The 26,770-nt window shown below is 71.0% G+C and carries 27 protein-coding genes and 1 pseudogene; 10 read left to right on the top strand and 18 right to left on the bottom strand.

Annotation, left to right across the window (positions count from 1 at the left end; translation table 11 throughout):
• The 5 genes from ACEXOX_RS43970 to ACEXOX_RS43950 form a co-directional block, all read left to right on the top strand.
• On the top strand, positions 1-1,884 hold a 1,884-nt coding region (locus ACEXOX_RS43970), incomplete at its 5' end, for a Helicase associated domain protein (RefSeq protein ID WP_406526171.1).
• A gap of 96 nt (positions 1,885-1,980) precedes the next feature.
• Positions 1,981-2,685 carry a hypothetical protein gene (locus tag ACEXOX_RS43965; RefSeq protein ID WP_406518327.1) on the top strand — a complete coding sequence of 235 codons (705 nt, stop codon included), beginning with the start codon at positions 1,981-1,983 and terminating at the stop codon, positions 2,683-2,685.
• Positions 2,682-4,691 (top strand): hypothetical protein, encoded by a 2,010-nt coding sequence (locus ACEXOX_RS43960; protein ID WP_406518328.1) that lies wholly within the window; start codon positions 2,682-2,684, stop codon positions 4,689-4,691. Before ACEXOX_RS43965 ends, ACEXOX_RS43960 begins: the two co-directional genes overlap by 4 nt.
• Positions 4,692-4,732: 41 nt before the next feature.
• Positions 4,733-6,451: a hypothetical protein gene (locus ACEXOX_RS43955; RefSeq protein ID WP_406518329.1), complete on the top strand. Its 1,719-nt coding sequence runs from the start codon at positions 4,733-4,735 to the stop codon at positions 6,449-6,451.
• Positions 6,448-6,822, top strand: coding sequence for a hypothetical protein (locus ACEXOX_RS43950; protein ID WP_406518330.1), 375 nt, complete (start codon positions 6,448-6,450; stop codon positions 6,820-6,822). The genes ACEXOX_RS43955 and ACEXOX_RS43950 overlap by 4 nt, the downstream gene beginning before the upstream one ends.
• 158 nt (positions 6,823-6,980) lie before the next feature.
• Here the strand turns inward: ACEXOX_RS43950 and ACEXOX_RS43945 are convergent, their stop codons facing one another.
• The 9 genes from ACEXOX_RS43945 to ACEXOX_RS43905 all read right to left on the bottom strand — a co-directional run bounded on the left by ACEXOX_RS43945 (position 6,981) and on the right by ACEXOX_RS43905 (position 14,640).
• Entirely contained in the window at positions 6,981-8,408 is a 1,428-nt protein-coding gene (locus ACEXOX_RS43945) for a helix-turn-helix transcriptional regulator (RefSeq protein ID WP_406518332.1), read from the bottom strand.
• A gap of 25 nt (positions 8,409-8,433) precedes the next feature.
• Entirely contained in the window at positions 8,434-8,790 is a 357-nt protein-coding gene (locus ACEXOX_RS43940; protein WP_406518333.1) for a hypothetical protein, read from the bottom strand.
• 95 nt (positions 8,791-8,885) lie between these two features.
• Positions 8,886-9,077, bottom strand: coding sequence for a hypothetical protein (locus tag ACEXOX_RS43935; RefSeq protein ID WP_406518335.1), 192 nt, complete (start codon positions 9,075-9,077; stop codon positions 8,886-8,888).
• A gap of 581 nt (positions 9,078-9,658) precedes the next feature.
• The gene (locus ACEXOX_RS43930; protein WP_406518336.1) at positions 9,659-10,402 is read right to left on the bottom strand and encodes an AAA family ATPase; all 744 of its coding nucleotides are present in this window, start codon (positions 10,400-10,402) and stop codon (positions 9,659-9,661) included.
• Positions 10,403-10,474: 72 nt separating this feature from the next.
• Positions 10,475-12,001, bottom strand: coding sequence for a Mu transposase C-terminal domain-containing protein (locus ACEXOX_RS43925; protein WP_406526678.1), 1,527 nt, complete (start codon positions 11,999-12,001; stop codon positions 10,475-10,477).
• Between the two features lie 166 nt (positions 12,002-12,167).
• On the bottom strand, positions 12,168-12,371 hold the full coding sequence (locus tag ACEXOX_RS43920) for a hypothetical protein (RefSeq protein WP_406518337.1): 204 nt from the start codon (positions 12,369-12,371) through the stop codon (positions 12,168-12,170).
• Entirely contained in the window at positions 12,365-12,742 is a 378-nt protein-coding gene (locus ACEXOX_RS43915) for an ATP-binding protein (protein ID WP_406518339.1), read from the bottom strand. The genes ACEXOX_RS43920 and ACEXOX_RS43915 overlap by 7 nt, the downstream gene beginning before the upstream one ends.
• A 31-nt stretch (positions 12,743-12,773) precedes the next feature.
• A complete protein-coding gene (locus ACEXOX_RS43910) occupies positions 12,774-13,424 on the bottom strand; it encodes a hypothetical protein (protein ID WP_406518340.1) in 651 nt (216 codons plus the stop codon).
• 313 nt (positions 13,425-13,737) lie between these two features.
• Entirely contained in the window at positions 13,738-14,640 is a 903-nt protein-coding gene (locus tag ACEXOX_RS43905; RefSeq protein WP_406518341.1) for an SDR family oxidoreductase, read from the bottom strand.
• 130 nt (positions 14,641-14,770) lie between these two features.
• Here ACEXOX_RS43905 and ACEXOX_RS43900 point away from each other — a divergent pair, with 130 nt between their 5' ends.
• Entirely contained in the window at positions 14,771-15,091 is a 321-nt protein-coding gene (locus ACEXOX_RS43900; protein ID WP_406518342.1) for a transposase, read from the top strand.
• A 739-nt stretch (positions 15,092-15,830) separates the two neighbouring features.
• Here ACEXOX_RS43900 and ACEXOX_RS43895 read toward each other — a convergent pair.
• The 5 genes and pseudogenes from ACEXOX_RS43895 to ACEXOX_RS43875 all read right to left on the bottom strand — a co-directional run bounded on the left by ACEXOX_RS43895 (position 15,831) and on the right by ACEXOX_RS43875 (position 18,068).
• Positions 15,831-16,229 (bottom strand): DUF6010 family protein, encoded by a 399-nt coding sequence (locus ACEXOX_RS43895; RefSeq protein ID WP_406518343.1) that lies wholly within the window; start codon positions 16,227-16,229, stop codon positions 15,831-15,833.
• The gene (locus ACEXOX_RS43890) at positions 16,226-16,528 is read right to left on the bottom strand and encodes a DUF3817 domain-containing protein (protein ID WP_406518344.1); all 303 of its coding nucleotides are present in this window, start codon (positions 16,526-16,528) and stop codon (positions 16,226-16,228) included. Before ACEXOX_RS43890 ends, ACEXOX_RS43895 begins: the two co-directional genes overlap by 4 nt.
• Positions 16,525-17,000 (bottom strand): annotated as a pseudogene (locus ACEXOX_RS43885) (DUF2269 family protein). Before ACEXOX_RS43885 ends, ACEXOX_RS43890 begins: the two are co-directional and overlap by 4 nt.
• Positions 16,997-17,314 carry a hypothetical protein gene (locus ACEXOX_RS43880; RefSeq protein WP_406518345.1) on the bottom strand — a complete coding sequence of 106 codons (318 nt, stop codon included), beginning with the start codon at positions 17,312-17,314 and terminating at the stop codon, positions 16,997-16,999. Before ACEXOX_RS43880 ends, ACEXOX_RS43885 begins: the two are co-directional and overlap by 4 nt.
• Before the next feature lie 64 nt (positions 17,315-17,378).
• A complete protein-coding gene (locus tag ACEXOX_RS43875; RefSeq protein WP_406518346.1) occupies positions 17,379-18,068 on the bottom strand; it encodes a DJ-1/PfpI family protein in 690 nt (229 codons plus the stop codon).
• Between the two features lie 207 nt (positions 18,069-18,275).
• Between ACEXOX_RS43875 and ACEXOX_RS43870 the strand changes: the two genes are divergently transcribed.
• The 3 genes from ACEXOX_RS43870 to ACEXOX_RS43860 all read left to right on the top strand — a co-directional run bounded on the left by ACEXOX_RS43870 (position 18,276) and on the right by ACEXOX_RS43860 (position 21,626).
• Positions 18,276-19,214 (top strand): GlxA family transcriptional regulator, encoded by a 939-nt coding sequence (locus ACEXOX_RS43870; RefSeq protein WP_406518347.1) that lies wholly within the window; start codon positions 18,276-18,278, stop codon positions 19,212-19,214.
• Between the two features lie 635 nt (positions 19,215-19,849).
• Entirely contained in the window at positions 19,850-20,599 is a 750-nt protein-coding gene (locus ACEXOX_RS43865; RefSeq protein WP_406518348.1) for a pentapeptide repeat-containing protein, read from the top strand.
• A 622-nt stretch (positions 20,600-21,221) separates the two neighbouring features.
• Complete coding sequence (locus tag ACEXOX_RS43860; protein ID WP_406518349.1) at positions 21,222-21,626, top strand: transposase; 405 nt, start codon at positions 21,222-21,224, stop codon at positions 21,624-21,626.
• A gap of 395 nt (positions 21,627-22,021) precedes the next feature.
• On the opposite strand, the gene ACEXOX_RS43855 is transcribed toward ACEXOX_RS43860, so the two are convergent.
• The 3 genes from ACEXOX_RS43855 to ACEXOX_RS43845 form a co-directional block, all read right to left on the bottom strand.
• Entirely contained in the window at positions 22,022-22,192 is a 171-nt protein-coding gene (locus tag ACEXOX_RS43855) for a hypothetical protein (RefSeq protein WP_406518350.1), read from the bottom strand.
• Positions 22,193-22,920: 728 nt separating this feature from the next.
• Entirely contained in the window at positions 22,921-23,559 is a 639-nt protein-coding gene (locus ACEXOX_RS43850; RefSeq protein ID WP_406518351.1) for a hypothetical protein, read from the bottom strand.
• Between the two features lie 556 nt (positions 23,560-24,115).
• Complete coding sequence (locus tag ACEXOX_RS43845) at positions 24,116-24,376, bottom strand: GlsB/YeaQ/YmgE family stress response membrane protein (RefSeq protein ID WP_406518352.1); 261 nt, start codon at positions 24,374-24,376, stop codon at positions 24,116-24,118.
• 211 nt (positions 24,377-24,587) lie between these two features.
• Here ACEXOX_RS43845 and ACEXOX_RS43840 point away from each other — a divergent pair, with 211 nt between their 5' ends.
• Positions 24,588-25,625: a hypothetical protein gene (locus ACEXOX_RS43840; RefSeq protein ID WP_406518354.1), complete on the top strand. Its 1,038-nt coding sequence runs from the start codon at positions 24,588-24,590 to the stop codon at positions 25,623-25,625.
• A 392-nt stretch (positions 25,626-26,017) separates the two neighbouring features.
• On the opposite strand, the gene ACEXOX_RS43835 is transcribed toward ACEXOX_RS43840, so the two are convergent.
• Positions 26,018-26,734, bottom strand: coding sequence for an alpha/beta fold hydrolase (locus ACEXOX_RS43835; RefSeq protein ID WP_406518355.1), 717 nt, complete (start codon positions 26,732-26,734; stop codon positions 26,018-26,020).
• Positions 26,735-26,770 lie beyond the last annotated feature (36 nt).

Raw genomic sequence — 26,770 nt, 5'->3', positions numbered from 1 at the left:
CCCGTCCTCGGGGAGTCCGAGGAAGCCCGGCGGGGCCGGCGCCTGGCGCTGCTGCAGACCGCGCTCCTGGAGCACGCCGCCGCGCACAACCTCCGCACCGTCATGACCTTCCACCAGAAGGTCGAAGAGGCCCAGGCCTTCGCGGACAAGCTCCCGAAGACCGCAGCCGAGCTGTACGTCAACGACGCCACCGATGAGGACCTGGCCGCCGCCGACAAGCTCCCCGCGTCCTCCATCGACGCGGCCTTCTACGAGCTGGAGGCCGGCCGCCACGTACCCCCGGACCGCGTGTGGGCGGCGTGGCTGTGCGGCGACCACACCGTCGCCGAACGGCGCGAGAAGATCCTCCAGTTCGCCAACGGCATCGACGCGGCCGGCCGCCGGGTCCACCGCGCCTTCCTCGCCTCCGTACGCGTACTCGGTGAAGGCGTCGACATCACCGGCGAGCGCGGCGTGGAGGCCGTCTGCTTCGCCGACACCCGCGGCTCGCAGGTGGAGATCGTGCAGAACATCGGCCGCGCGCTCCGGCTCAACAAGGACGGCTCCACCAAGGTCGCCAGGATCATCGTGCCGGTCTTCCTGGAGCCCGACGAGGACCCGACGGACATGGTCGCCAGCGCCAGCTTCCGCCCGCTCGTAGCGGTCCTCCAGGGCCTGCGCTCCCACGACGAGCGCATGGTCGAACAGCTCGCCTCCCGTGCCCTCACCAGCGGCAAGCGCAAGGTCCACCTCCAGCGCGACGAGGACGGGCGGATCGTCGGGGCCGGCGGCGAGAGCGACGGCGACGACCAGGAGCAGGATGACACCGACGCCGCTGCCGAGTCCGCGCTGCTGCACTTCTCCAGCCCGCGCGACACCGCGACCATCGCCGCTTTCCTGCGGACCCGGGTCTACCGGCCCGAGGCCCTCGTGTGGCTGACGGGCTACCAGGCCCTCATCCGCTGGCGGAAGGAGAACCAGATCACCGGCATCTACGCCGTGCCCTACGACGTTGAGGTCGAGGTCGGGGTCACGAAGGATTTTCCCCTCGGGCGGTGGGTGCACCAGCAGCGCAAGGCCCTGCGGGCCGGGGAGCTGGAGGAGCGGCGTAAGACGCTGCTGGACGCGCCGGAGGCCGGGATGGTCTGGGAGCCGGGCGAAGAGGCGTGGGAGGCCAAGCTGGCCGCCCTGCGGTCCTACCGGCGGGCGACCGGACACCTTGCTCCACGTCAGGACGCGGTGTGGGGCGAGGGCGAAACGATGGTGCCCGTAGGACAGCACATGGCCAACCTCCGGCGGAAGGGCGGCCTCGGCAAAGACCCGAAGCGGGCCGCTGACCGCGCGGAGCAGCTGACGGCGATCGACCCGGACTGGGACTGCCCCTGGCCGCTGAGCTGGCAGCGGCACTACCGGGTACTCGCCGACCTGGTCGACGCCGACGGCCACCTGCCCTACATCGCGCCGGGCGTCGTCTACGACGGCGACGACATCGGCATTTGGAGGTGGCGCCAGCAGGAGCCAGGCACCTGGGCACAGCTCCTGCCCGAACAGCGCGAGCGGCTGACCAAGCTGGGCGTGCGGGGCGCCACCCTCCCCCTGGCTGCCGCTGCCCCGACAGAGCTTGCTCCGGCGCCGGCCGACACGGCCAAGGGGCCGAGGAAGGCAGGGGGCAAGGCTGAGGCGGCGTTCCAGCGGGGCCTGACGGCCCTGACGCAGTGGGTGGAACGGGAAGGGCAGCGGCCCGTCCCGCGTGGCGCCGTCGTGGAGATCACGGTCGAAGACCAGGCGGAACCGGTCCCGGTGAAGCTGGGCGTGTGGCTCTCCAACACCAAGAGCCGACGGGACAAGCTCACCCCGGAGCAGCGCGCCGCCCTACGGGAGCTGGGCATCGACTGGGCTCTGTAAGACACATGTATAACGCTTCCTGAGTCTGGCGTGCAGGCCCGTCTGCCTGTAAAGATGCCCCTTCGTGATGGCGCGGACACTGGTGTGAGGAGCACGATGGTCGCACCCTTGGCGGTACGCAGGGCAAGCCGCTGGCAGGATGCCATCCGGCTGCTGCTGCTGATCGACGCGGCCGCCAAGCCGCCAGCCGAGGACGATGACGTACCAGCGGCAACTGTGGGCGTGGTCCGCACACAGGTCCGCCTACAGAAGTTGGATTTTTGGGTCCGCTACCCGGACTACCTGGCCTTCGAGCTGATGAACGAGTACGAGGCGGCTCCCGATGAGAGGGGGCTGCTCACCCTCGCTTCGGACATCCTGAGCTCCGAAGAGCCCGATCTGAGGCGCTTCCTCATGCTGCGCCATAAATTCGGCGCTTTCGAGGAACTGGATGACGCGCTTGCCCCACTCGTGGAGCGCGGTCTGATCCGCAAGACGCAAGTCCTTGGCAGGAGCGGTCAGAAGCGCGTCGTCGAGCACGTCTACTTCCTCCTCGAACGAGGCCGTGAGGTGACCCGGTCGCTAGTGCATGACGCCCCCGCGCTGGAGTGGTACATCCAGCGCACCCACCTGGTCGTGGCGCTGGTCGATGGGCTCGGCGGTACGCAGATCAAGAACCGGCAGTATCTGTTGAGCGACTACGCCGACACTCCGTGGAGGCAGTACATCTCTCCCATCACCGAGCAAGCCCGCGCCCGGCTGCGTCACCTGGAGGCTGCCGCCTCGATGCCGGTGTCCGATGTCGACCAGGAGGCCTCGTGACCGTGTCACCCGAGACAACCACTGCGGCGACCCCCGAGGTGCCGCGGGCCAGCGACATTCTGCAGAGTGTCGCCATGAAGCTGGGGGTGACTCCGGAGCAGGTGGAGCGGTCACTCGCGGAGGCCAACATCACCCTGAAGAGTCCGGCAGCGGCCGACCGCCGACTGCGGATGCTGCGCCTTCGGGTCCAAGGGGTGAAGCACTCGGGCGAGCCTTTCCGCGTGGAGCAGGACTTCTCGTCTGGCGTGTGGGCCGTCGTCCACCCTGACAACAGTGCGGGGAAGACGAGCATGCTGGAGTTCATGGTTTGGCCGCTTCGTGGAGAGCCTCGCGATCTGCCTTTGGACGTTCGCTCCTGGGTGCGGCATCTGAGCATGGACATCGCGGTAGCCGGACGCCCTATCCGGATCGTCCTGGATGTCGATCCCGACGCCCATCCCGCGCTGAGCGGGCGGATCCTCACCGCCGACACTCTGGAGCAGCTCCTGGCTGCCGACGACGGCGGGGACGGCCTGCGCCTGCTGGAGCAGGCTTCCGGAGCCGACGAGGTGGAGCGCAGCATCGGCGCCTTCTTCCTCGACTCGCTGAGGATGGGCCACACGAGCCTGTGGCAGGCGGGCGGAGGCGCCGACGGCGAAGGCGCCCCTCAGGTCCACGGGTGGGCCTCGTACTTCGGAGCGTGTTACCTCAACCCGGGGGGCGACGAGATCCTTCTCGGGGATGTCAACGCTGTAGGCCTATCCGCCCGACTCATGGAGCTCTTCGTCGACATCCCCTACAGCACCGTGCTCACTCAGCTGTCGGTCGCGGACAAGCGCGAGCGCAAGACCCTCGCTCAAGGAAAGCGCCGTGCGGAAGGAGACGCCGACGCCCGCAGGGCCGAGCGCACCGCGTGGCAGGAGCAACTGGAGCAGCTCTCCCAGCAGATCGCCGAACTTCGGGACGTGGCGAGCCGGGACGTGTCTCCCTTGCTCCAGGTCGCCGACCAGGCGGCAGCAAGCCTTCGGGACACGCAGAGTGTGCTCCATGAGGCCGAACAGAGCCTGACCGAGACGAACACGGCGCGGGTGCGCGCCGACCAGGCGCTGCTGGACGCCCGTGAGACCTGGCAGGCGCGGCGGGTGCTCGGCCGGCTCGATCCCGTGTGCTGTCCGCGATGCGAGGAGCCTCTCGATCGTGACCGCCGCCAACAGGAGCGCGAGGACGCCTCCTGCGCTGTGTGCACCCGGCCGCTGCCCGAGGTCGACGAAGAAACCGCCGAGCTGCTGCTGCAGGGCTTGGAGCAGCAGCTCGAGAGCGCGCGGGAGGCGGAGGACGCGGCGAGTCAGCAGCGCGACGCCGCAGCGGCCGCAGTGAACGCCGCGCTCACCGAGCAGCAGACGGCCGCGGCCGCGCTGCAGACAGCGCTGGCCACGTCGCAGAACCACGAGCGCCTTCGCCAGCTGGAACTTCAGGCGGCCGGCTTGAAAGGACGTCTCGCCGCCACCGGCTCCGGACGGGAAGAGCCGCCCGTTCCCGTGTCCGCCCAGATCCTGGAGGCCGTGACCGAGGCCGTACGAGAGGCCGTCGATGCAGCCGCCAAGCGGCTCTTCCCGGCGATGAATACCCAGATCGTCGAGCTGGCGACCCGGTTCGGAGTGCAGAACCTCGACAGCGTGCGGCTCGACCGCTCCGGTCGGGTCAACGCCGTCAAGGCCGGGGTAAAGACCTCATTCAAACGCCTCAGCCGCGGTGACCGGCTGCGCATGCGGATCGCCACGGTCATCGCGCTGCTCCGTGTCGGGGCGGACCGCGGCGTGACGGCGCACCCCGGTCTGCTGCTGATTGACTCCGTCGCCGCCGAGGAGGTCACCGAAGTACCGGCCCGGACCCTGATCGCGGAGCTGCAGGCCATCACCAAGGACCTACCGGACCTCCAGGTCGTGCTGACCACCGCCCAGCCCGAGCTTGTCAGCGATCTGCCTGCCGACCACCTCATCACTCGCAACAGTGAACACCTGTTCTAAGCTGCTCGCTTCCGGCACAGCCCAGCAGAAAGGAGAGGACAGTGTCTCCGAGCGTGGACCAGGCCCTCCAGGAATGGGCCAGCCGGGCGAGCGATGAAGAACTGGACGCCGGACCCCGGCTAGAGGACCTCGGCGGTGCAGACACGGTCGCGGCTGAGGCGGACTCGCTGGCTGCCGGCCCTCAGCTGCCGTACCTTCTCACCGCGCTGGCCCACGGCCTTGACACCATCCCGGCCGAGCAGGCTGCTCCGCTGCTCGCGGCTGCAGCTCGCGGCCTGCGCCATCCTCACTCGGCGTGGGTCCTCGCCGACGCGCTCGACGTCGTGTGCACCAAGCCGGGACTGGCCGCCCGCCTGGGCAACCGGATCGTACGAGATCTGGCCACGCTCGCAGAGGGCGCGCTGACCGGCGACTGTGACGCCGCCCTCGCCCAGCCGGCGATCACTGGCCTGCTGCGCCTGGCGGTAGCGGGAGGTTCCCCACACCGTCTGCTCGCCCTCCTCACCGAGATCACCGGCAGGGAGCCTGCCGACGCCCTGGAACGTCTGCCGATCCTGATCGGCATCACCCGCGACCACTTCGCCGACACCGGCCCCCTCCTCGACGTCCTCGGAATTCTGGAGAACCAGCCCGACCTGACTGCGGCGACCCGAGCCGACGCGAGCTTCGAACTTGCCCTGGCCGACGAGCGAACCGCGCTGGAGGCCGCCGACCGCGCCACCGCCGAGGAACAGCTGCGGCGAGCCCTGATGCGGTTCACCGAGCTCGACCGCACCCACGAGAGACGCCTCGACGCCCGCGCCCACGCCGCCGCCATCCAGGCCGTCCTCGCCTTCGCCGACCTCGAAAACGACCCGACGGGCGACAACAGCGCCCGGCAACGGCTCGCCGACGCCGCCTGCCAGTTGGACGCCACAGCCGCACACCTCACTGCCTGGACCGGCCGCATGCACCAGCTCGACTGGCTCAGCGCCCGCAGCCTGACCCAAAGCGCTTGGTCGAAGCTCGTCACCACACTCAACACCGCACAGGCACACCTGGACCAGCCCAGCTGGTACAACCCCGCCGACGCCCTGCACGACCTCCTGCAGGTCTACCTGACCAGCCGCAGCATCCAGTCCGCCACCCATGGCTCCCTGGGGCTTACGGCGCTGATCAGCCCGGCAGTAGAGGCGCCGTTCGTGCGCAGCCAAGGCCTGCTGCACCAGCTGGAGCTGGCTCTCACCCACGACCCTCAGTTCACCGACCACCCGGACGCCCAGACCCTGTATGACGCTGTGCGCCAGCGACGCAAGCAGTCGGCTGGTGAGCCGCCACGACCGGAGGCGGTGCCGGGAAAAGCGTTGGAAGGCCGACCCGCACTTGCCGCCCTCTTCCGTTCTGACGCCACCGGCCTACGCGAGGACGTCGACCCTCACCAGCTCGACCGGCTCGAGCAACTCGCCCACCTACTCACCAAGGGCTACACCCCCACCGGCAACGCCCGCGTGGACACCCACTTGGAAAACCTGCTCGACATCCTGACAACCAGCCCAGCTTGGAAGCCAGCCGATAGCCACTACTTCACCCCCTGCTGGAGCACTTCCTGCGCTTCCTCTACGACCGGTTCGATGCCCAGGCCAACCTCTACGGTGAGCGCACCGCCTACCTCGGGCCGGCACGCAAGAACACCGACGGCACCGCTGAGGCTTGGAACGAGAAGCACCTCCAAGACGACTTCCATCAACACATCAGCCCCCTGTTTCCCCCTGGCACCGTGACGCGGGAGAAGTGGGACGTCGCTGGCGGACGGGCAGACGTCATCTACACGCCCGACCCCGCTAGCCGCTTCGTCGCCGAGATCAAGTGGCGCACCACGCGGTGGAAGACCCAGGACGTGGTTGAGCGGGACTACCTCGCTCAGGCCGCCAATTACACCGCCACCGGCCCGCCCTTCGCCCTGCTCCTCGTCGGCGATGCCAGCGACCACTCAGCCGGATACCGCGACATCGAAGACAGCATATGGATCATCCGGCATGCCCGGAGCGCCACGGAGATCCCCCGGCTGATCGTGACCGGTGTCCTTCCGACCACACGACCTACCCCGAGCGCTCTACGCGTAGGGCGCACGGCCGGGCCAGCAGGCCGGTGAAGCTCTTCGGCAGCGGCTCCTGCTGGGCCACCGGGCGGGATCGGGCAGCCGCGTCCGGTGATGACAACCCTGCCTAGCCGGGGTGACCTGCGGAACGCCATGGAACACGCCGACCTCGACGACCCAGTCTTCAGCCAGCACATCGTCGAGCGCTGACGCTACGTCAACGACTCAGCTTGTCGTTTATCGTCCAGGGTCGAACGTGACTCGCCCAGGGTGGAGACGAACTTGGCGTACATCGCCTTCACATACGCCTCGGTGACGTCGTCGCCGGTCTCGATGGCCTTGGTCCGGGCGCCGGCGAGCAGGACGCGCAGGGCGTCCAGGAAGTTCTCCGTGGCGCCGGAGGTCCAGGATTCGTGGATGACCGGCGGGGCGTCCAGAAGGCCGTACTTGGGCCCGGCCAGGCGCAGCAGCAGGCGCAGGGTGGATTCGGTGACCCACAGCGGGCCCGGTTCGTCGCGGTCGCCGAGGGGGTTGGGCAGGTCGCGGTGGTTCCAGGCGGGTGGGGTGATCAGGTGGACGCCGGCGCGTTTGCGGTCGTGGAGGCCGTCGGTGGAGTGCTCCAGCTTGCCGATCGGCAGCCACGTCTTCATCGCCGAGAGGTAGGCGGCGTTCACGTCCAGGGCGGTGACGTGGAGGGTGCCGTCGGGGTGGCGGCGAAAGTCGGGGTGACGCCAGTTCGGGCGGGCCTCCCAGATCAGGTCCGGGTCGCCCTTCTTCGGCTTGTGCAGGACCTCCGGCAGCGCCGGGTAGGCGGTGTAGTCGTAGCGGGCGTTGGCGCGGGTTTCGTCGAACAGGGCCATCACGTCGGGGATGGCGCGCTTGATCAGCGCGGCGGTCGCGGCGTCGGCATCGCCTTCGGTCTTGTCGAGTTCGGTGCGCACCGCGCGGACGATGAGCTGCTCGGTGTCCGCCTGGGCGCGGGCGGCGGAGCGGGCGCGGCGCTGGGACTGGTGACGCTGCGCGTTCTGCGCCGCCAGCGCGGCCGGACTCGTCCCCTCCGCCGGTTCCGGGGCCGGTGCAGGCTCGGAGGCCGCGGAGGTGGTCGGCGTCGGAGCGGCGGCAGTCGGTGCGGCGACCGGTGACGCCGGGGCGGCGGCGGGGGTCGGGCAGAAGCCGCCCGGGTGCAGGGAACGGCCGTCGGTCGCCTTGTAGGGGGTGGGGGCGCCGCAGCGCAGACACGGCGCCATCTCGCCCTGCACCACCAGGCCGTCGGGGCCGAAGGCGCTGTGCGCCTCGGCGAACACCGGCGCCTGCGTGGCGGGGGCGGCGGCGTGCGGAGACGCGGGCTGGGGGTGAGGGGCGGCCGCCGAGATGGCGGCGGGCTCAGCGGTGTCAGCCAGTTGGGTGGCCATGCCGTCCAGGAGCTTGGCGTAGGCGGCGCGGGTGGTTCCCTGGGGTTCGCTGCGGCCGCTCTCCCATCCGGCCACCGTCGAGCGGGCGACCGAGAGGGCTTGGGCGACCTCGGTGCGCGTCAGCCCGTAGGCGGTGCGCAGACGTTCCCGTTCGGCGGGTTCGGGCAGTTCGGTGCGGCGCGGTCCGGACTGCAGGAGGGCGTCGATGGGGTCGGGCTGGGGCGGCATGGCGTCGGATTTCCCTTTCGGCTCGTCAGGCCTGGTCCGTCGGGGAGAGGGGGTGCGGGGCGGCGTCGAGGAAGGCGCGCAGGTGCTGGCCGGTGAGGATACGGGCCGGGTTGCGTCCCGGTGGCAGCGGCAGGCGCTGGCCCAGGGCCCATTGGAAGCGGGCGGCCGGGGCGAGGTCGAAGGTGTATTTGCCGCCGTGCGTCTCATCCGCGGTGTGGCCGCGGATTTCGAAGGCGCCGACGCAGACCCCGCCGTCGACGAAGGCCAGCAGGAAATCGCCGTGCTGGGCGACGGTCTGGTGTGCGTAGCGCCACCAGCGGGAAGCGCCCTGCTCGACGCTCTGGCCGGCGCGCAGTGACTGTCGGACGTCCACGGCGAGCATGTCGCCCCCTAACTGGGATTTAAAAAGCGAACAAAGCTATCGTAGCGCAGTTCAGCGCTTTTTATCGATGCTTAAAGTTGGTCCGGGATCCGGCGTCAGCCTCGTCCGTCCCGTGCACCGCGCGTCTGGGGCGGCAGCGGTCTGCCTGCCGCGGGCGGGTGCAGGGCCTGCATCGCCTCGAGGGTGTCGAGGACGCGGTGGTCGCAGTGCTGCAGCAAGTGTTCAAGGTCTGCGGACAGCTCGGCGTGGTGCACGAGCACCACGTCCACCCGGGGCGTACGGTGCATGGATCAGCGCCTCCCAGCCGCCGGTCATCAGGTGGGCCCGCAGGACGGTCAGCTGACCGCCGGGCCATTCCCGCGCCGCGTGATACGCGGCATCGGACAGCGCTGCTGCCGCCGTCCGGCGAGCAGGCCAGCGCCCGGGCGGAACGGACTCCAGGGCCGCGAGAAGGTCGTGCCGCACCAGGCGCTTCCCGCCGGGCACGGTCGGATGGACCACAACGCGCCCCACCGCGGGATCATGGGAGCACAACGCCGTCCGAGTGAAACGCACATCGTCGGTGCGGTCCACCACCACCGTGACCGGAGGCCGCCCCGGTGTCCGCAATGCATCCCGGGACAGCGGCCGGTGACCCCGGACACTGCACAGCAGCACCTCGACTTCCGTCTCCCCCAGCATGTTGATCGTGCTCACGGCCTGTCCTCTGCACCTCGTGAGCTGCCTCGTCCTGCACAGGTGCTGTGTGAGCGGCAGGCGCTGTGGCACAGATGCGGGTGCCCGGCCAGGGCTGGGCAAATGTGGGGCGCGCTCTCGTTGCGACCCACGAGCGTGACGGGTGACGGGGATATGACGAAAGGTGCGCCCGTCATGCGAAGCGGCTGAAGGCCCAGCGCAGCAGTTCCCGGTCGACGCGGGGGCGGCCGGTGCGGGCCAGGGCAGTGCGAATGTGGGCGGTCAGCTGGGCCCGGGCGCGGAAGTTGCCGTGTGCGGCGTGGCTGTCGGCGAAGGTGATGTCGTCCGGGTCGGCGTCGGCCCAGATCGGGTGGAACAGCGGGATGACGTCGAGGACCTCGCTGGGGGTGAGGCGGGTGAAGTGCTGCCAGATGAAGATGCGGGAGGAGAGCATCGGTTCGCGGCGCAGCACGGTGTGGCAGCCCTCGCCGCCGACGAAGATGATCGCGAGCTGGGTGGAGGGTTCGTCCCACAGGTAGCGGAAGTATTCGAATGCCTCGCCGTTGAGCCACTGGGCCTCGTCGACGAGGAAGGTGCGGGGGCGTTCGGCCAGGGCGGTCTTCAGCAGGCGGTCGAATTCGCTGGGGTGGCGCGGTGGCTCGCCGGCCAGGTCGAGCGCGGTGAACAGTTCGTAGCGCACCGCTCGGGCGGTGGGCCGGGCCCGGAAGGTGATCTTGCGGACGTCCTCGCCGGGTTCGAGTTCGCGCAGGCAGGTGTTGACAGCGAGGGTCTTGCCGAAGCCGGCGCCGCCGTGGGTGCACATCATCGCGCGGGCGGCGACGGTGTCAGTGATGTTCTCGCGGGCGGTGAGCAGGGCGCGGGTGGTGACCACGGAGGCGTCGGGCAGGTCGACGTACTGGTAGGTGGCCGCGGTCACGAGGAGTCTCCGTCTTCGTCGATGGTGGAAGGTGCGCCCCGCCCGCCCGGGCCGTCCGGGGCGAAAGCGCCGTCACGGCCGGACGGGCGGGTCTGGTGTGGTCAGCGCGGCCAGGGAAGCCGGGGTGCGCCAGTCGGCCGGGGGCGCGGCGTGCGGGATGAGGTCCGGCATCGCGAGCTGCGCGAGGTCGGAGTCGGCACTCTGGGCGAGTTCAGCCTCGGCCTGCGCGCCGGTCAGCGCGCCGAGCCGCTGAGGTGCCTCGGGCTGGTTCACGGCGGCGTAGCGCTCGCGCTGGGAAGCCTCCAGGTCCTTCTTCAGGCGGCGTGCGCGAGCGGACCGCGCCCTTCGTACGGCGCTGATCTGTTCGTCGGTGGCCTGGTCGGCCAGGTCCGCGGGGCCCAGGTAGCGGCCGGTGGCGGCGTGGTAGACCTCGATGCGGTGGTCGTGGTGGGGCATGAAGCGGATACGGACCCGGATCCCGGCCTGGCCGGTCATCCACGGCCCCACGTAGTCGCGTTTCCTGAAGCGGATGCCGCGGGTGGTCAGCGTGCGGACGCCGGCGTCCTCCAGGGTGAACGTCCACAGATCCGCGGCCGGCACGTCCCGCAGCGGGGTGGGATCGTCCTGCCACGCCTGAAGCGGAGTCCTGCCCCGCAACGGCGCCGGGCGGTGCTCGGTGTTCCACCAGAGCGTCCAGGCCAGAAGCTGGGTGGTGAAGTCCTCGAATCCCAGCAGCACTTCGTTCTTCGGCCGGGCAGCCCGTTTGCCGGGGCGCGGCTGGCGGGCGTAGCCGGGCAGCGCGGCCAGGAACATGCTCTCCACCGCCCGGTTCAGGCCCTCCACGGTGCCCTTGAGGTGAGGGGTGTAGGCGGGCAGGTCCTCCACGGTGACGTCCAGGAGGTCGAACGCGGCGGTCACCGTCCGGGACAGGAAGTCCTTGCCGCGGCCCACCCGCGCCTTCTCAGGCACGCCGCCGAACGGGCCGTAGGGTTCCTCACGCAGGACCGCGGAGCGCAGCGCGGCCAGCACCGACTCTCGCGACGGATCCCCCGGCGTCACCGCGATGCCGGTGATCGCGTTGGTGGCGCAGTCGGTGAACCAGGTGATCCACGGCCTGCGGGCCTTGCCGTCGACAACGACCAGCACCGGGGCCTGCATGTGGTCGGTCTCCCACACCTGGTTGCGCCAGCCCCGCGGCCTGGCCAGGAACACATCGTGCTTGCGCGCCGCCCGCTCGCCACCGGCGAGCCCGGCCCGCTCCCCCGGCGTCAGATCACGGCGGATCGCCCGGTGCAGCGTCGTCAGCGACGGTGCGTTGGCAGGCGGAGACTGCCTGGCAGCACGCAGGACCAGTTCGCGGTGGACCGCCCGCACGTTCCCCTTCCACAGCGCCAACAGTCCACGGACCTCGGGCGTGACCGTGAACCTCGCATCGATCTGGGAGCGTGCACCGGGGTTGGCGGCCGCGGTCTCATCGCTCTGAGCGGTGGCCAGCCAGCGCCACACCGTGCGCTCCGCGACTCCCAGCGCGTCCGCGGCCACCCGTACATGGACTGCTGTCAGCTTCTTCCCTGCCCGCAGCGCAAGCAGCCGCCGCACGGCCGGACCGCGCAGCGCCGTCCTCGACGCCGCAGGCAGTCCGCCGTCTGGGCGGATGGCGTCGCCGTCCTTCATGTCAGCTCCCCTCACGCGGGTGCGACGTCGCGTGCTTGCCGGTGGCCGGGAGCATGCGATCGCCCTTGCGTCTCTTGCAGGAGCGCTCCGTTCACAGTGGCGGCACGACCCGCTTGAACAGCCGCCTCAGCAAGGCCCGGTCGACGGATGCATCAGCGGTGGTGAGCAGCGCGTTCTGCAGGTGCACAGTCAAAGCGGCCCACGTGCGGAACGTGCCGTGCGCGCACGACCGGTCGATCCACATCAGGTCCGGGGCCGGTACGGTGCGCCACAGCGGATGGAAGCCGGTCACCACGGTCGCCGCTTCCGCTCGTGGAACCTCCTGCCAAGCGCCGATACGCGAGGCCAGCTGCGGCAGCCGGGACAGCGCCGCTCGCTGCCCGCCCCGTACAGCACCAGCGTGATCCGGGTGCCGGGGTGGTCCCACAGGCTCTGCAGGTACTCCAAACACGGCACGGGCAGGCGCTGTGCCTCATCGACCAACAGCACCCGCGCCTCACTCAAGGCCCCCGTGACTGCGGCGTCGCCCAGCGCCGACGTGTGCGGGAAGCGGCCCGCCAGTGCCAGCGCTTCGAACACCGCACGTCTCATGCCGGCCACCGACGGACGTACCGGTACTGGCACCCACGTCACCTCCCAGCCCGGGGGCACTTCGCGAAGCGCCATCCGCACGGCGACGGTCTTGCCCCGGCCCGGGTCACCGAACACACACCGCGCCCGCCGTCGCCATCGCCTGCCCGACCGCCTCGGTCACCGCCCGCACCGACGACGTCCGCACCAGCTGCGCACCCGCCGGCAACGCCACACCCTCCAGCGCACCGTTCTCCCCCACCGGCAAGCTCCCGGTCGCCTCTGGTACAAGACGCGGCAACCGGCGCGCAGCCACTTTCGCCGCACCTTTCTCACTCGATCCGGCCAGGGCCAGGTCAGCCAGTGCCTGCCGCGTTTGCTGTTCTTCGCGCTCCCGCCGCGCCACCGCGCGGTCCGGCAGGACCCTGCCGGACCGAAGGTCCCGGCGCACCGCCCGGTGCAACGACGCCAGGGAAGGCACCTCGCCCCCGGCCGCCTTCAGATGCCGGTGCAGCGCCGCAACATTCCCGCCCGCCTGAGCCAGCACCTCCCACATCTGGTCAGACAACTCCAGCCGGACCCGCGGCCTGCGCTCCACGCGGCCCTCCGTCCGCGCCGCATCCAGCCAGCGCCACACCGTGCGCACATTCACCCCGCCGACCTGCGCGCCCGCACACACATGCGCCGTCGTCAACGTCCCAGCCGCCTCCAGCTCCAGCAGCCGCGCCACCAGCACCGGCCTGGACACCCGAAGCCCCGCCGTGACCTCACCCCACACGCCCGGCTCCCCCACCCCGGCCCCTTCCGCCCGCGCAAAACCGACACGGACCACCGTGCCGCCGCGCAGCCCTCGAAAGGTTCAGAAGTGCCGTTCTCAAGACAGCGGAGCGGAGCGGGGTGTACCGCCCCATGACAGCCGCGCCCCCGCATACACCGCCCCACGGCAGCGACCCCGCCCTTGCTCAGCATCCCACCAGCGAAAACACCAAGTTCTGGCATGCCGTCACTGACACCCACCCACCGACACCAAACCAGCACATCGCAGTCAGCGCGGCAACCGGCGACGCCGGAAACGAGCAGAACGCGTCGGGTCAGCCCGTGACAGTGCCGGCCGAGCCCTTCGCCCGTCGCTCAGAATCATCCGGAAGGTCGGACGTGTGATCTGCGGCCCACTGCGCCAGCGTGCGGCCCGGCCTGCCCAGGACCCGCTCGGCGTCGGGCAGAACCTCGGGCGGCTCTTCCGCGTACTCGGCCTGGTAGCCCAGCAGGTATTCAGCGATGTCCCACGGTATCCCGGCCGTGATGTATGCGGCGCGGGCCTGGCCGTACGTCAACGGCTCGAAACTCAGCGGCCTGCCCAGCCCCTGCGCGATCGCCGCGGCTTGCTCCCGGTGCGTGAGCTGCTGTGGCCCACTCAGCCAGTACGCGTGCCCGGCGTGGCCGTCCGAAAGGGGCGCGGCAGCAGCCACTTCGGCGATGTCCGCCTCGTGGACGGGGACACCGAGCGCGTCGGGGAAGGCGCTGCGCACCACGCTCTCCGCGCGGATCGCCGCGCCCCGCAGATCCAGCTTGTTACTGGCGAACTCGCCCGGCCGGATGTGCGTCCGCTCCAGAGCTGAGGCTTCGATGACCTCCTCGGCGTCGCGCAGCATTTCGTAGCTGCCCGGCCGCCGCACGGTGACCGCGAGGCCAAAGAGGTCGACGATGCGCCGGGCCCCCGCGCCCGCGGCCAGCTCCACGAAGGCACGGGCCTGTTGTACCGCACGGTCCGGGTCGAGTACTCCCGACAGGTAATAGACGCCATCCACTTCGTCGCGTGCCGCCGCGGCTCCTGCGAGTTCGGTGAGGTTGCCTGCCACCGCCTCAACGGCATCAGGAAGCTGAGCATCTCCTGGGTTCCTGGTCAGGGCCCGCACTCGCTGTCCGGCCCCGAGCAGCCGGTCGACCAGGACGCGGCCGACGGTTCCGGTCGCGCCAGTTACGAGAACGGTCATGGACCCCCCTTCGTGGTGGGGAGCGAACTCGTCGGTGGGCGGCCGACGACAGGCCCGCGCGGCTCTTGTGCGCACATCTCATCTGGTGGACCAGCACGGTGGCCCAGCGCGGGTGCGTACGATCACGGAAATGGAAGCACTCGCCCGGCGCCTGGTCCCCGATGAGATGTGGGCGGCGGCAGAGCCGCTCCTGCCGGCCCTGCCGCCGCGGCCCCAGGGCGGCGGCAGGGCCGCGGCTGACGCGCGCCAGGTCATGGTCGCGGTCGTCTACGTGGTCACCAGTGGCTGCGCGTGGCAGCATTTGCCTTCCTCGTTCGGCATCAGCGTGCCGACGGCCCACCGCTGGTTCACCCGCTGGAGCGGCACACATCTGTGGCAGAACCTGAGCGAGGCGACGTCCCACACCCGGCGCTCGCCGCCTGGCCCCAAACGATCCACAAGTGTGCGGTAAGCCGCTTCTACCACTGAGGAACTCACCAGACGAGACATAGCGCCGATTCCAGTACGCGTCACGGGCAGACTAGTGTGGTGCGCCGGAAATCGCGGGCTGAAGTCTGTCCCTGGTTTCCGGTGGCGGGTGGGGTGATCTTGGTGAGGTGGCCGGCGAGAGAGTGAAGGATCTGGTCGGCAGTCTGGGTCCAGGTGAAGGGCCGCGGGTTCTCGCCCACCGGCTCGTCCTGGATCGACCAGGTCGAGCGGTGGTTCGGCCTGCTCACCGACAAACTCATCCGCCGCGGCGTCCACACTCCGTGAGGGCGCTGGAGAACGGCATCAAGGCCTGGACCGACACGTGGAAGCGGCAGTCCCATGCTCCTGCCGGTGCCGGAGTCGCTGTGTATGGCCCGGCGCGGGCCCGGCCGGCCGCGCCGTCGCCCGGACCGGGTGCGCGGCGACAAGGCGTACTCCAGCCGCGACAGCCGCGCCCGCCTGCGCCGCCGGGGCATCAAGGCGACGATCGCCGAGCCGGACGACCAGCGGGCCAGCCGCCGCAGCCGTGGCCAAGACGGCGGCCGGCCGTCTGCTTTCGGCAAGGTGCGGTACCGGCGGCGCAGCGCGGCCGAGCGCTGCGTCAGCAAGTGGAGACAGTTGCGGGCAGCGGCCAGCCGCTACGACAAGCGCGACTACATCTTCAACGGCACCCGCACCGTCACCGCGATCGTCATCCGGCTGCGCGACACTGTCAAGAGCCGTCAGAAGCGCCCTGACCAGCGGCGGACGAGCGCGATCAGGGAAGGTCCTCCGCGGAAGCACCACAGGGCGATGACCGGATCGCAGATGGCGCACGCCAGGGATACGTCGTGGGAGAACGGCAGGATCGGATTGCCCTTGAGGTGGTGGGCCATGTCCCATGCGGTGTGGAGCAGCCATCCGATGCCGATGAAGGCCCAGGACTCCAGGCCGCGGTAGGCAACGTAGGCCATGAGCGCGACGAACGGGAGCTCCCACGGGCCGAATCCGCCCCCGCTGAGGTATGCGGCGCCGGCTCCGCCCACCATGATCGCGTTGAAGCGGCGCCGGTGCGGTTCTTTGATCAGGGACATCAGCAGGCAGTAGAGGATGCCGACGATCACCGGTGAGACAAGGTTCATGAGGGCATCACTTCTTCCGGCTGGGCGCGGGCCGTATCGACGCGGTCGAGCTGTCGCAGCGCGAGCAGCCCGCCGGCGCCCGGGACGATGGCCAGGACCTTGGCGGCGGCCGGGGCCTGCTTGAGGCGCCAGGTCGCGATCACGACGAACAGGTAGGCGCAGCCATGGGTGGGGCCCGTCAAGGATGAAATGGGCTTGAGGTGGACGGTGAACACGTTGGCCAGCATCACGGTCAGGGAGATCAGCTCGGCGTGAGCGGCGGTGCGCAGGTGGCGCGGAGGCCGGAGGGACATGGTCATACCCCCGTGGTGGAGCCGGGTCGGATGATCATCAGTACGGTGACGGTGGCCCACAGCAGGTTGAAGACGCCGGTGAGCAGGGCGAGACGGCCCGGTGCCGAGGGGGTGGCGCTGGCAACGGCGGGGCGGAACGCGTTGTCCGGGCCAGGGCGCGGTCCTGCGCGGGCAGGATCAGCAGGGCCAGGACGGCGGCGGCCGCCGCCGTCAGCAGGATCGAGGTGATCAGCCAGGTGTCGCCGAGGACGCCGAGGCTGCCGGCCGTGGCGAGGCCGAACAGGGGCACGGCGATGCCGATGTGCGCGTAGAGCCGGCAGATGCGGTGCAGTGTCCGCAGGGTCGTGCGGGCGTCGCCGTCGCCGAAGTCGCCGTGGGCGCGGCGCAGCGTCGCGGGAAACATGCTCGCGGCGACCGTGACCGGGCCGACGGCGACGATGGCGGCCAGGACGTGCAAGGACAGCAGGAGCTTGGTCACGCCTGGTGCTCCGGGGCAATCTGACGCTCGCCGGTGACCTTCGAAGACGGCAGGCGGCCGGCCTTGGAGGTGCCCTGGAGGGTGTCGCCGTCGACCGTCACGTCGAATGCCAGGTTCAGCCGCATGGGCTGGGTGACGGCCTGCTTCCAGGTGAGCCGGTCGCCGTCGAGGGTGAGGTCGCCGAGTGGTGTTTTCTCGCCGGCTCCGTGGGCGGCGCCGGTCAGGGTGCCGTCCTGCTCGCGGAGTTCGACCACGGCCTTGATCTTGCCGATGGGGGTGGAGACGGACAGGTTCCAGGTGCCTTCGACGGACATGCTGGTGTTCTTCCTGACTGTGCAAGGGGGACGGTGAGCGGCTGGCCTGCCAAGGGCCGAGGGCTCAGAAGGGGGTGGGCGTCGGGCCCTGGGCGCGCCAGACGGTGCCGCGCCGCTCGTGGCGCAAGAGCTCTTCGACGGCGTGCGCGACGCGGGGGCCGATCTCGCGCTCCAGCAGATACAGGCCCAGGTCGAGTCCGGAGGTGACGCCCGCGCCGGTGATCAGATCGCCGTCGTCCACGATGCGGGCGCGGACCGCGTGGGCGCCGGCGGCGTCCAGCATGTCGAGGCCCAGGTGATGGGTGGTGGCGTGGCGTCCCTCCAGCAGGCCTGCCAGGGCCAGGACGAGCGAGCCGCCGCAGACGGTGGCGACCGTGATGTCCGGAGCGTCCATGGCCTGCTTGAGGAGCGCGGGGAGCTCGGTGGTCAGCGTGCGGCCCAGCAGCACCGGGATGAATTCGTCCTGCTTCCGCTCGCCGGCCCCCGCCTCTTCTTCCGGGGCCTCGCCGGGTTCACCTACGCGGCCGGAGGCGCCGGGCACCACAAGCATGTCCGCGCGCTCCAGGTCGAGGACGCCCGTGGCGCGCAGTGTCAGTCCTCCGGTGCCGCTGGTCACCTCACGGGGGCCCTCCGCGCAGACCAGCTCGACGGTCACCGCGCCGTCGGACGCCGAGCCGCCGGCGTGCAGCACCTCGTAGGGGGCGATGGCATCGAGCGGGTCGAAGCCATCGAACAGGACGACCTGGATGTGCATGGATGTTCCTTCGGGGGCGTTTTCCATCGGACGCCCCGAAGTCAACCGGCTGTCGCCGTGATCGCCCAGTGGCACTAGTGACGGATTCCAACGGGATAATGCCAAGAGCTTCCAGGAGGCCCAGAACTGCAATGACAGAGAAATGACAGAGAGCTGCCCGGGCGCCGGTCCGGATCCGTCAAGCCGATGGGGAGGTACGTTCCGGCCATGCACACCGTTGCCGTTCTCGCGCTGGATCAGGTGATCCCGTTCGATCTGTCCACCCCGATCGAGGTCTTCTCCCGGACCCGCCTGCCCGACGGGCGGCCCGGCTACCAGGTCCGGGTGTGCGCCGAGCACGACGAGATCGACGCCGGAGCCTTCACTGTGCGCGCCCCCTGGGGTCTGGAGGGCCTCCAGGACGCGGACACGATCATCGTGCCGGGTGTCAGCGATCCCGCTGCGGCGCTGCCTCCCGCCGTGCGCGACGCACTGCGGTCGGCCGCTGCGGACGGCACGCGGATCGCCTCCATCTGCGCAGGCACCTTCCCCCTGGCTGCCACCGGGCTCCTCGACGGACTGCGCGTCACGACCCACTGGCGTGCGGCCGGGCTTTTGGCCGCCGCCCACCCGGACCTCGACGTCGACCCAGACGTCCTCTACGTCGACAACGGCCAGTTCCTCACCTCGGCCGGCGCTGCCGCGGGTATGGACCTGTGCCTGCACATGATCCGCCGTGACCACGGCTCGGCCGTCGCCGCCGACGCCGCCCGCCTGTCGGTGATGCCTCTCGAACGGGAGGGCGGACAGGCGCAGTTCATCGTCCACGACCACGCCCCCGCACCGCAGGGCTTTGGGCTTGAGGTGCTGCTCGCCTGGCTGCGGGAAAACCTGGCCCGCGACCTCACCCTCGCCGACATCGCCGAGCGGGCCGGGACCAGCACCCGAACCCTGATCCGGCGCTTTCGCGAGCAGACCGGCACCACCCCGCTCCAGTGGCTCCACCGGGCCCGCGTCCGCCAGGCGCAGCACCTGCTGGAAACCACGGAGCACTCCGTGGAGCGCATCGGCTACCAGGTCGGCTTCGGCTCACCCACCACCTTCCGTGACCGCTTCAAACGCACCACCGGCCTCAGCCCGCAGGCCTACCGGCGCGCGTTCAGCTGAACCGGTGGCTCGGAGCCGCCGCCGATCCGATTGCTGTGCTTGTTCCTCAACCACGGATCTGGCCGTCCGGTGACTCTCCGGAGCCACTGCCGGGCAGGGGGTCCGTCCTCCTCGTGGTCCTGAAAGCCTGTCCCCGGGTACGGACGTGCGTGATAGAGGCCGTGGGGATGAGTGGGCTGGTGCGGGCCGTCCCCCTTGGCCCCGGTGCCACCAGCTAACAGTGCACCCGGCTGACGTGGGCTCCGGCAAGCAGCCCTGTGATCAGCACCTGGACTCTGGAAGCACCTGGTGACGGCCCGTAAGGCCGGGAAGGCGACGTCTCCCAAGGCGGCCAGGACGGCGCTCTCTTCACCGGGAGTGGCCCTTACCCGTGCTCCTGCACACGGTTCGGCGAAGAAGCCGATGACGTCTTCCTGTCCCGAGGGGCGTTTCCGTCTTGGCTTCAGCGAATCGCTGCGCGGCATGGGAAGCTGAGATCGGATACAGGTATGTCTGTCACGCCTGCCCGCCGCCCACGGTTACGCCGTACCACCCGCCTCACCGCCCGGACCTCCACCAGGCCGGGGGCAGGCTCCGCCCCGCCGCCGGACACCTCCCCTGCCCCCGAGCCTGCTCCTGGGGGGCGTCCGGGGGGCATGGACTGGGCGCGCCGGGTCGAGTTGTTCACCGTCGTGGTAGCCGCTGTCGTGGCGGTGGCGGGTCTGTGGTACTCGAATGTGCAGACCAGGCAAGCCCATGAGCAGGCACAGCAGGCCAACTCCCAGGCGCGGGAGGACCGGGCGCCGGCCGAGGAAGGGCAGATCACCGACCGCTACACGGCGGCGGTGGGAAACCTCGGCGAGGACAAGATGGATGTGCGGTTGGGCGGCATCTACGCCTTGCAGCGGATCATGCAGGACTCCCGTCGCGACCAGCCCACCATCGCCAACGTCCTCGCCACCTACATCCGCACCCATGCCACCGAAGCGCCAAAGGGACTCCAGAGCATCCGGGGGCTCCCGGCCGACATCCAGGCTGCTTCTACCGTCCTCGTCGGCCGCGACGTGACCCGGGACGGCGCCTTCCGTCTGGTTCTTACCGGGGCCAAGCTCCCCGGCCTTGTCTCCGAAGGAACAGCCGAAACAGCGATGAACCTGCGCGGAGCGGACCTGACCGGCGCGGACCTGCGCGGAGCGGACCTCCTCGGAGCGGACCTGACCGCTGCGTACATGAACGGAGCGGACCTGAGCGGAGCGGATCTGCGCGGAGCGGATCTGCGCGGGGCGGATCTGCGCGGGGCGGACCTGACCGGAGCGCGCAAGATCGGTTTGAAACTGCGTCACGCGGAACTGTATGGCGTGAAGGGCCTGACGAGGAACGAGATCGACGCGGCCCGTGCTGACTAGGTGTGTTCGGAGTTCAACGTGACGAGCACGGGCTGCTTCCCGGAGCCCACGTCCGGCGGCTGCACGGGTAGCTGCCGGCAACACGGGGGCACGGCGGGGACACCCGTGATCATCGGACTTTCCAGCATGGCCGCACACCCATGCCTAACGCCGTCCGGTATCTCCGTGACGGGGTCGCAGAACGGCTACTTCTGCCCCGCGGGCACCAGATGGGCTCTGACCTGCTGCGCTCAGGAAGAGAAACACCTACTGAACCGGTGGCGCGTCAAGCCCACGGCCACCTGGGCAATCACCCGCGTCGCCGGGGGCAGTGGTACGGCGCCGGGGGCTCCGTGCCGGTCAGGGGGCCCGTCCTCCTCGTGGTCCTGAAAGCCTGCCCCCGGGTACGGACGTGCGTGATAGAGGCCGTGGGGATGAGTGGGCTGGTGCGGGCCGGCGGACGGGAGACGCTCGCGGAACTGTCGCGTTTCCGGACGGCTTTCTACGGGTGTCTGTCCGCGCGGGCTGATGCGTTCTCCGAGCTGACCGACGCGCTGCTGTGCGCGGACGGCCCGAGGCGGACACCGGCCGAACTGTCGCTGCTGGCCGGGCATCAGCGTGGCCAGGGCCCGCCGTACGGCGCTTGGCCCACGGCCGCCTGGAGACCGAGACCCTGCGTGGCCTGCTGGCTTCCCTGCCGATGCCGCGCTTCGGCGCCCGGATCGTGCTCGCCGTCGACGCGTCCCCGTGGCTGCGCTCGGACGCGGCCTGCTCGCCGGACCGGCTGTTCTGCCTGGTCCACGGCCGCAACGGCCGCTCATCGCACCACGTGGTGCCGGACCGGCCGTACTCGTCCGTCGTCACGCTCACCGCGGACCGCACCTCAGGGCCGCAGGTCCGGACGCGGTTCGGCCGGGGCCCGCCGACGACGCGGCGGCCGTCACCGCCGGCCAGCCGCCGGCGGTGGTCGGGCGGCTGGCCGCGTCCGGTCAGTGGCTGCGCGGCGACCGGGACATCCTGGTCGTGCTGGACGCGGGCTATGACGTGATGCGGCCGGCCTGGCTCCTGCGCGACCTGCCCGGCGAGCTGGTCGGGCGCCTGCGCTCGGAGCGCGCGCTGCGGCTGCCGAAGCCGCCGCGCATCTACGCTCCCGGGCCGGCCGCCCCGGCACGGCACGGTACGGTACGGTACGGTACGGCACGGAGTTCAGCCCGCCCCGCCCCGCCTCGTGGCCGGAGCCGTCGGCGGTCACGGTGAACGGCACGGCCCGCACGGCAAGGCCGAGGCCCGTGCCTGGGACCGGCTCCTCCCCCGCTTACAGCAGCGGTCCGCGCGGATCGGCCGCGACAGCGAACTGCCCGTCACCGAGGGCACGCTGATCCGGCTCCACGTCGCCCCCTGCCCGGCGACCGCGGCGCACCACCCGTGCAGAGAGCGGCAGGCTCACCCCGACGGCCCCGCCGCGGGCGCGGGCAGGCCGAGGACGAGGGCCTGGGCGGCCGGGGTGGTGCCGGTGACGGCGGGGACGGCGGCGTCCAGGGTGTGGCGCCGTCCCCGTTCGGGCCGGCCGGAGGCCGTACGGCCCGCGGCGTACGGCCGGTCCGGCTTGGACACGCTGCCTTCGACACCACCGAGCGCGCCTGTCCGGCCCAGCGCCTCGCCGAGGCCGGCGGTCGCCGGGACCGGGCGGATCCGCGGCGGCCCGCCCCCAGGAGTTCGAGCGGCTGTGCGCGCCGCTCGCGGTACGGCCGCGGTCGGAGATCCATGCGGTCACCGATGGCCAGGATGCCGAAAACGGCGACGTGAACGGTGCAAGCCGGCGCCCGGTTCCGGGCCGCGTCCGGCCCGGGCCTGCAGCCACCCGAAGAAGGCCTCCCCGTATCCGTGGCGGCCAGGGGCTCGCCGTCCAGGACGCGGTGCGGAAGTTCTCGCGCCGCCTCGGCGGCGTCGGCGACGGCCCGGGTCCTGTATCGGGTGACGCGTTGTTGCTTACGCCGTTGAGCAGGAGTGCCGGCGTCCGTACGTTCAGCAGTGCACTGGCAGGTTCACCGGTACGACTTCGAGACGTCCAGCCGATCCGTGACGGGGCCGCCGGCAGGCCGCCGTACGGACCTGGCGGCATGGGCTGCCGGTCTCGGTGTGCCCCACACATTCACAATCCCCGAGCATTCACACTAGGAAATGCGGGGTGCCGGCACGGACCCGGGGGCAGGCGGCGGGCCGGCGGAAGGCATCCGGATTTCCGCGGGCCGCCGGGAGGGCCAGCGGTTACGGGCCTGCCCTCCCGGAATCAGCGGCCACACCCCAGCCAGCCGCGTCCCCAACCTCTCCGGTCAACACAGCTAGGGCTTCCGGGGAAGAGCCCTCCCCCGCCCGGGCAGCTGCCCTCCCGGCGGCAGGTACCGCAGCTTTCCCCCGGCGTCGGTCACCGCCGTGAAGCCGGCCGCCCGGAGCATGGCGAGGTTCCTTTCCTTGTAGCGCCGGTTGACGACGACCCCGAGGGGCAGGAGGGCCATCATCACGGCCCAGCCGACGGCGACCACGACGAGAGCGGCGGGGTGCGCACGCAACCGGAAGGCGAGGGCCCCGGCCAGCAACGTGAACGCGACGCCCGCGAGCCACAGCATCTGCTTCTCGGTCAGTCTGGAGGCCAGGTCGTAGGCGATGCGCGCCTTGAAGAGCCGGACTGCCCCGGGGGCGAGGGGCGGCAACGCGCCGCCGTCGGCGGCGCCGGGATACCGCGCCCGGTTACGGGCGGCCCGCTCGCGGGCCTCCGGGCGGGGGTCGGGCTCGAGGGTCATCACATACCCGGCACCGCGCGGCCCGGCTCCTCGCCCCACGTGCACGTAGTCGTACCCGAACTGCTGGGCCAACGCGCCGAGCCGGGCGAGTTTGTCCATGGAAGCCATGGCGCTGGTGACCTGAACGGGCTCTTCGCCCGCCATCCGCCCCAGCATCTTCCGCACACTTCGCCTGCTCACCAGCGCCCCTCTCGTGCCTGCATTTCCTGCAATGCCATGAGAGCAGAGAACTTGGGCCGTTTCGGGCCCGGACGTCCGCAGGTTGTCCCGCGTCCGCAAGATCCGGGCTTCCGCTGCTGCCGAGCCTTGTGAAACGCCTGAAACGGGCCTGAGGTTCGCGGCGTACACGCTGGGTCGTGCTGCATCGCAGGTCACCACGCCAGCAGTCTGCCGGGTGTGCCCGTGCCCCTGGGTGCGGCGGCACCTGCGGGGGCTCCGTGTGCGGACCCGCACCGAAGTGTCCTGCGGCTTCGCAGTTCATGTCCCGGGCACCTCGCACACGCCGCGCCCCGCGGCGGCCCGACGTAGGCGCAGGCCCGAGGCTCCGACGCCAGGGCACCGGGAGGAGAGCCCCGCGGCCGCTGAGCTGCCAGCCGGCACCTCGCGCCGGGCCACGGCCGGCCCTCCTGGCCCGCCCGGACACCGGCCGCCGAGGCGTTCGAGGCGGCGGGGCGGGGCGCTGATACGGGCCGGTTCCGCCGGGGCGGTGCCCGGCGGAGCCGGCCCGTACGGCGTGTCAGGTGTGCCGCTTGGCCCACAGCGGGGTGACGGCGGCGAGCAGGACGGCGGCGATGCCGATCTGGAAGAGGTGGCGGATCCAGTCGATGCCGCCGGTGTCGCGCACGCCGAAGGCGGTGGCGAGCGCGTTGCCGGCGACGGCGCCGACCATGCCCAGGATGATCGTCAGCCACAGCGGAACGGGCTGCCGCCCGGGCAGGACCAGCTTGGCCAGCAGCCCGACGACGAGACCGGCGATGACGGCCCACAGGAACGACACGACGACTCCTTCTGCTGGAGGTGCACCCTCGGACACCTGTGCGCGTGCCCCGCGCGGCCCGCCGTACGCCCCGCAATATGACCATTCGGTCACCGCTCTTCCTGTTCCGCCCAGAAAACGGTCACCTGCCGGTACCGTCCCGGAAAACGGTTGATGCCGCCCGTCTTCCGGATATCGGGGGACGTAACGGCACGTGTACACAGGGGACTTGATGTTACGTATGCAGCGCACCCGCCGTCGTATCCGCCCGGCCCTGGTCGCCGCCGCCGCGGCCTCGCTCGCCCTGCCGCTCGCCGCCGCCGGTGCGGCCGTCGCGGCGCCGGCCACGGGCACCGCGCCGGCGCAGCCGCGGCCCGCCTCGGAGCGTACGGCGATGTACGCCCGGGACCACGACGGCGTGCTGTGGCAGTACGAGGGCACGGGGTGGACCGTTCCGCCGTTCCAGCCGCGGACGAGAATCGGCGGCGGCTGGGACCAGTACGTGAAGATCACCTCGCTCGGGGGGACGTCGGCCGGCGGCACGGGGGACGTCGCGGCCGTCGACAAGAGCGGCAAGCTGTACTTCTACCAGGGCAGCGGCAGCCCGTCCGCGCCGTTCAAGGTGCCGCAGGGCATCGGGTACGGCTGGGACCGGTACACCAGCATCACGGGTGCGGGCGACGCCGACAACGACGGCAAGAACGACCTCGTGGCCCGCGACGCCGACGGCGGCCTCTACTTCTACGCCGGTACGGGCAAGCCCTCCGCCCCGTTCGCGCCGCCGGTGCGCGTGGGCGGCGGCTGGCAGGTGTACGACCGCCTGGCCACCTTCAAAGACGGTCTGCTGGCCCGCGACACGGACGGCGTGCTCTGGAAGTACCAGGCCACCGGCTCCGGTGACCCTTCCCGGCCCTTCGAGAGGCGGGTCCGCGTGGGCGGCGGCTGGAACGTCTACGCCGACTTCGCCGGCATCCGGGACCTGGACGGCGACCAGCTGCCCGATCTGGCCGCCCGCGACCTCGACGGCAACCTGTCGGTCTACGCGGGAATGCGCTACCAGGGGGAATCGTTCCCAACAAGGCCATCCCGGTCGGTGGCGGCTGGAACATCTACGACCTCCTGTTCTGACCTGCTCCGGTCCGGCCCGCTCCGGTCCGCTCCGGTCCGGCCCGTTTCGGCCGGCCGGAGCGGGGCCCGCCGCACGCCCGGCAAGCCCCGGCCGCTCGAACACGGGCAAAGCGCCCAGGAAAGGACAACCTTGAGCTGGTGACTGCCGGTGCACCAGCTTGCCGGCGCGGCCGGCTCCACCGTCCTGCACGCGGCGTACACGGCGTACACGGCGCCGGCCGCCCAGGCCGGCACGTGCCGCGACGGCACCGTACAGCACCGGCTGCGACCGAGGCCGGCGACGGCACGACCGAGGTGACGCCGCTGCGCAGCGGCTCGCGCATCCTGCGGTACGACGCCGCGTGCGCCGACGGGCACCCGGCCAGACCCGCCTACCACGGCGGCTCCCGCCTCCCGCCTCCCGGGCCCACGGCACGACCTTGTCCCGCATGCGCTGCTGCGCGGCGGGCTGCTCCTCGGTGAGCGGGCCGTGGGAGGCCAGGGGCAGCCGCCCGCCCCAGTCCCGGTCTTCGGCCGAGGGCTGAGCGGTGCCGGTCATGACGCGGCGAAGGCGGTGATCAGGTCGGACAGGGCCTGCGGTGCCTCCATCGGTACCTGGTGGCCGCAGTCGACCGACGCGATCGTGACGTTGGACAGGTAGGGCACCGTCAGCTTCTTCTGCATCTCCAGGCCCCAGGCCGGGTCGCCGTCCGCGACGATCAGCAGGGTCTCGACGTCGATCGGCGCGGCGCGCTCGGTCCAGTCCTCGTATATCCCCTCCTTCAGCCAGGCGTCCCAGGCCTTGCGGTTCATCCGCGCGTAGTCTTCGCAGGCACGGTCGAACACTTCCGGCTCCAGCGGCAGCGCGGTGCGATCCAGCACGAACTTCTTGGCGTCTGCGTCACCCCGACGGCTCTCGAACAGTTCGCGCGGCAGGTCCTCGCCGCCGGCCTCTTGCCCGAGCGGCGTGGGGGTGATCAGCACGAGCTTCGCCGGTGGAGGTGCGAGCCCCAGCCCGGCGCCGGCCCGGCCGGCAAGGATCTGCATGATCTTGCCGGTCATCGAGTGGCCGACCAGCACGTAGTCGGTCAGGCGGAGTTCGTTGATCGTGGCGGCGAACGCAGCGGCCATCTCGGCCATCGTGTAGCCCGGGACCGCGTGCGCCTCGCCGTGGCCGGGCGCGTCCACCGCCACGACCCGGAACTGCTCCGACAGCGGCGCGCTCGCCTCGATCCATTCACGGCGGGCGAAGCTGAACGAATGCGAGGTCACAAGGGTGCGCCCCGGGTACTTCGCATGGGGCTGCTG

It is taken from the genome of Streptomyces sp. Ac-502, from assembly GCF_045222935.1.
Classification (GTDB): Bacteria; Actinomycetota; Actinomycetes; order Streptomycetales; family Streptomycetaceae; genus Streptomyces; species Streptomyces monomycini.
This window is presented reverse-complemented; position numbering and strand designations above follow the sequence as displayed.

Coding starts and splice junctions, on each gene's coding strand:
- ACEXOX_RS43965 (WP_406518327.1), top strand. CDS start 1,981: ATGGTCGCACCCTTGGCGGTACGCAGGGCAAGCCGCTGGCAGGATGCC.
- ACEXOX_RS43945 (WP_406518332.1), bottom strand. CDS start 8,408: ATGCCGCCCCAGCCCGACCCCATCGACGCCCTCCTGCAGTCCGGACCG.
- ACEXOX_RS43940 (WP_406518333.1), bottom strand. CDS start 8,790: ATGCTCGCCGTGGACGTCCGACAGTCACTGCGCGCCGGCCAGAGCGTC.
- ACEXOX_RS43935 (WP_406518335.1), bottom strand. CDS start 9,077: ATGCACCGTACGCCCCGGGTGGACGTGGTGCTCGTGCACCACGCCGAG.
- ACEXOX_RS43915 (WP_406518339.1), bottom strand. CDS start 12,742: ATGGCGCTTCGCGAAGTGCCCCCGGGCTGGGAGGTGACGTGGGTGCCA.
- ACEXOX_RS43905 (WP_406518341.1), bottom strand. CDS start 14,640: ATGACCGTTCTCGTAACTGGCGCGACCGGAACCGTCGGCCGCGTCCTG.
- ACEXOX_RS43900 (WP_406518342.1), top strand. CDS start 14,771: ATGGAAGCACTCGCCCGGCGCCTGGTCCCCGATGAGATGTGGGCGGCG.
- ACEXOX_RS43895 (WP_406518343.1), bottom strand. CDS start 16,229: ATGAACCTTGTCTCACCGGTGATCGTCGGCATCCTCTACTGCCTGCTG.
- ACEXOX_RS43890 (WP_406518344.1), bottom strand. CDS start 16,528: ATGACCATGTCCCTCCGGCCTCCGCGCCACCTGCGCACCGCCGCTCAC.
- ACEXOX_RS43880 (WP_406518345.1), bottom strand. CDS start 17,314: ATGTCCGTCGAAGGCACCTGGAACCTGTCCGTCTCCACCCCCATCGGC.
- ACEXOX_RS43875 (WP_406518346.1), bottom strand. CDS start 18,068: ATGCACATCCAGGTCGTCCTGTTCGATGGCTTCGACCCGCTCGATGCC.
- ACEXOX_RS43870 (WP_406518347.1), top strand. CDS start 18,276: ATGCACACCGTTGCCGTTCTCGCGCTGGATCAGGTGATCCCGTTCGAT.
- ACEXOX_RS43865 (WP_406518348.1), top strand. CDS start 19,850: ATGGACTGGGCGCGCCGGGTCGAGTTGTTCACCGTCGTGGTAGCCGCT.
- ACEXOX_RS43840 (WP_406518354.1), top strand. CDS start 24,588: ATGTTACGTATGCAGCGCACCCGCCGTCGTATCCGCCCGGCCCTGGTC.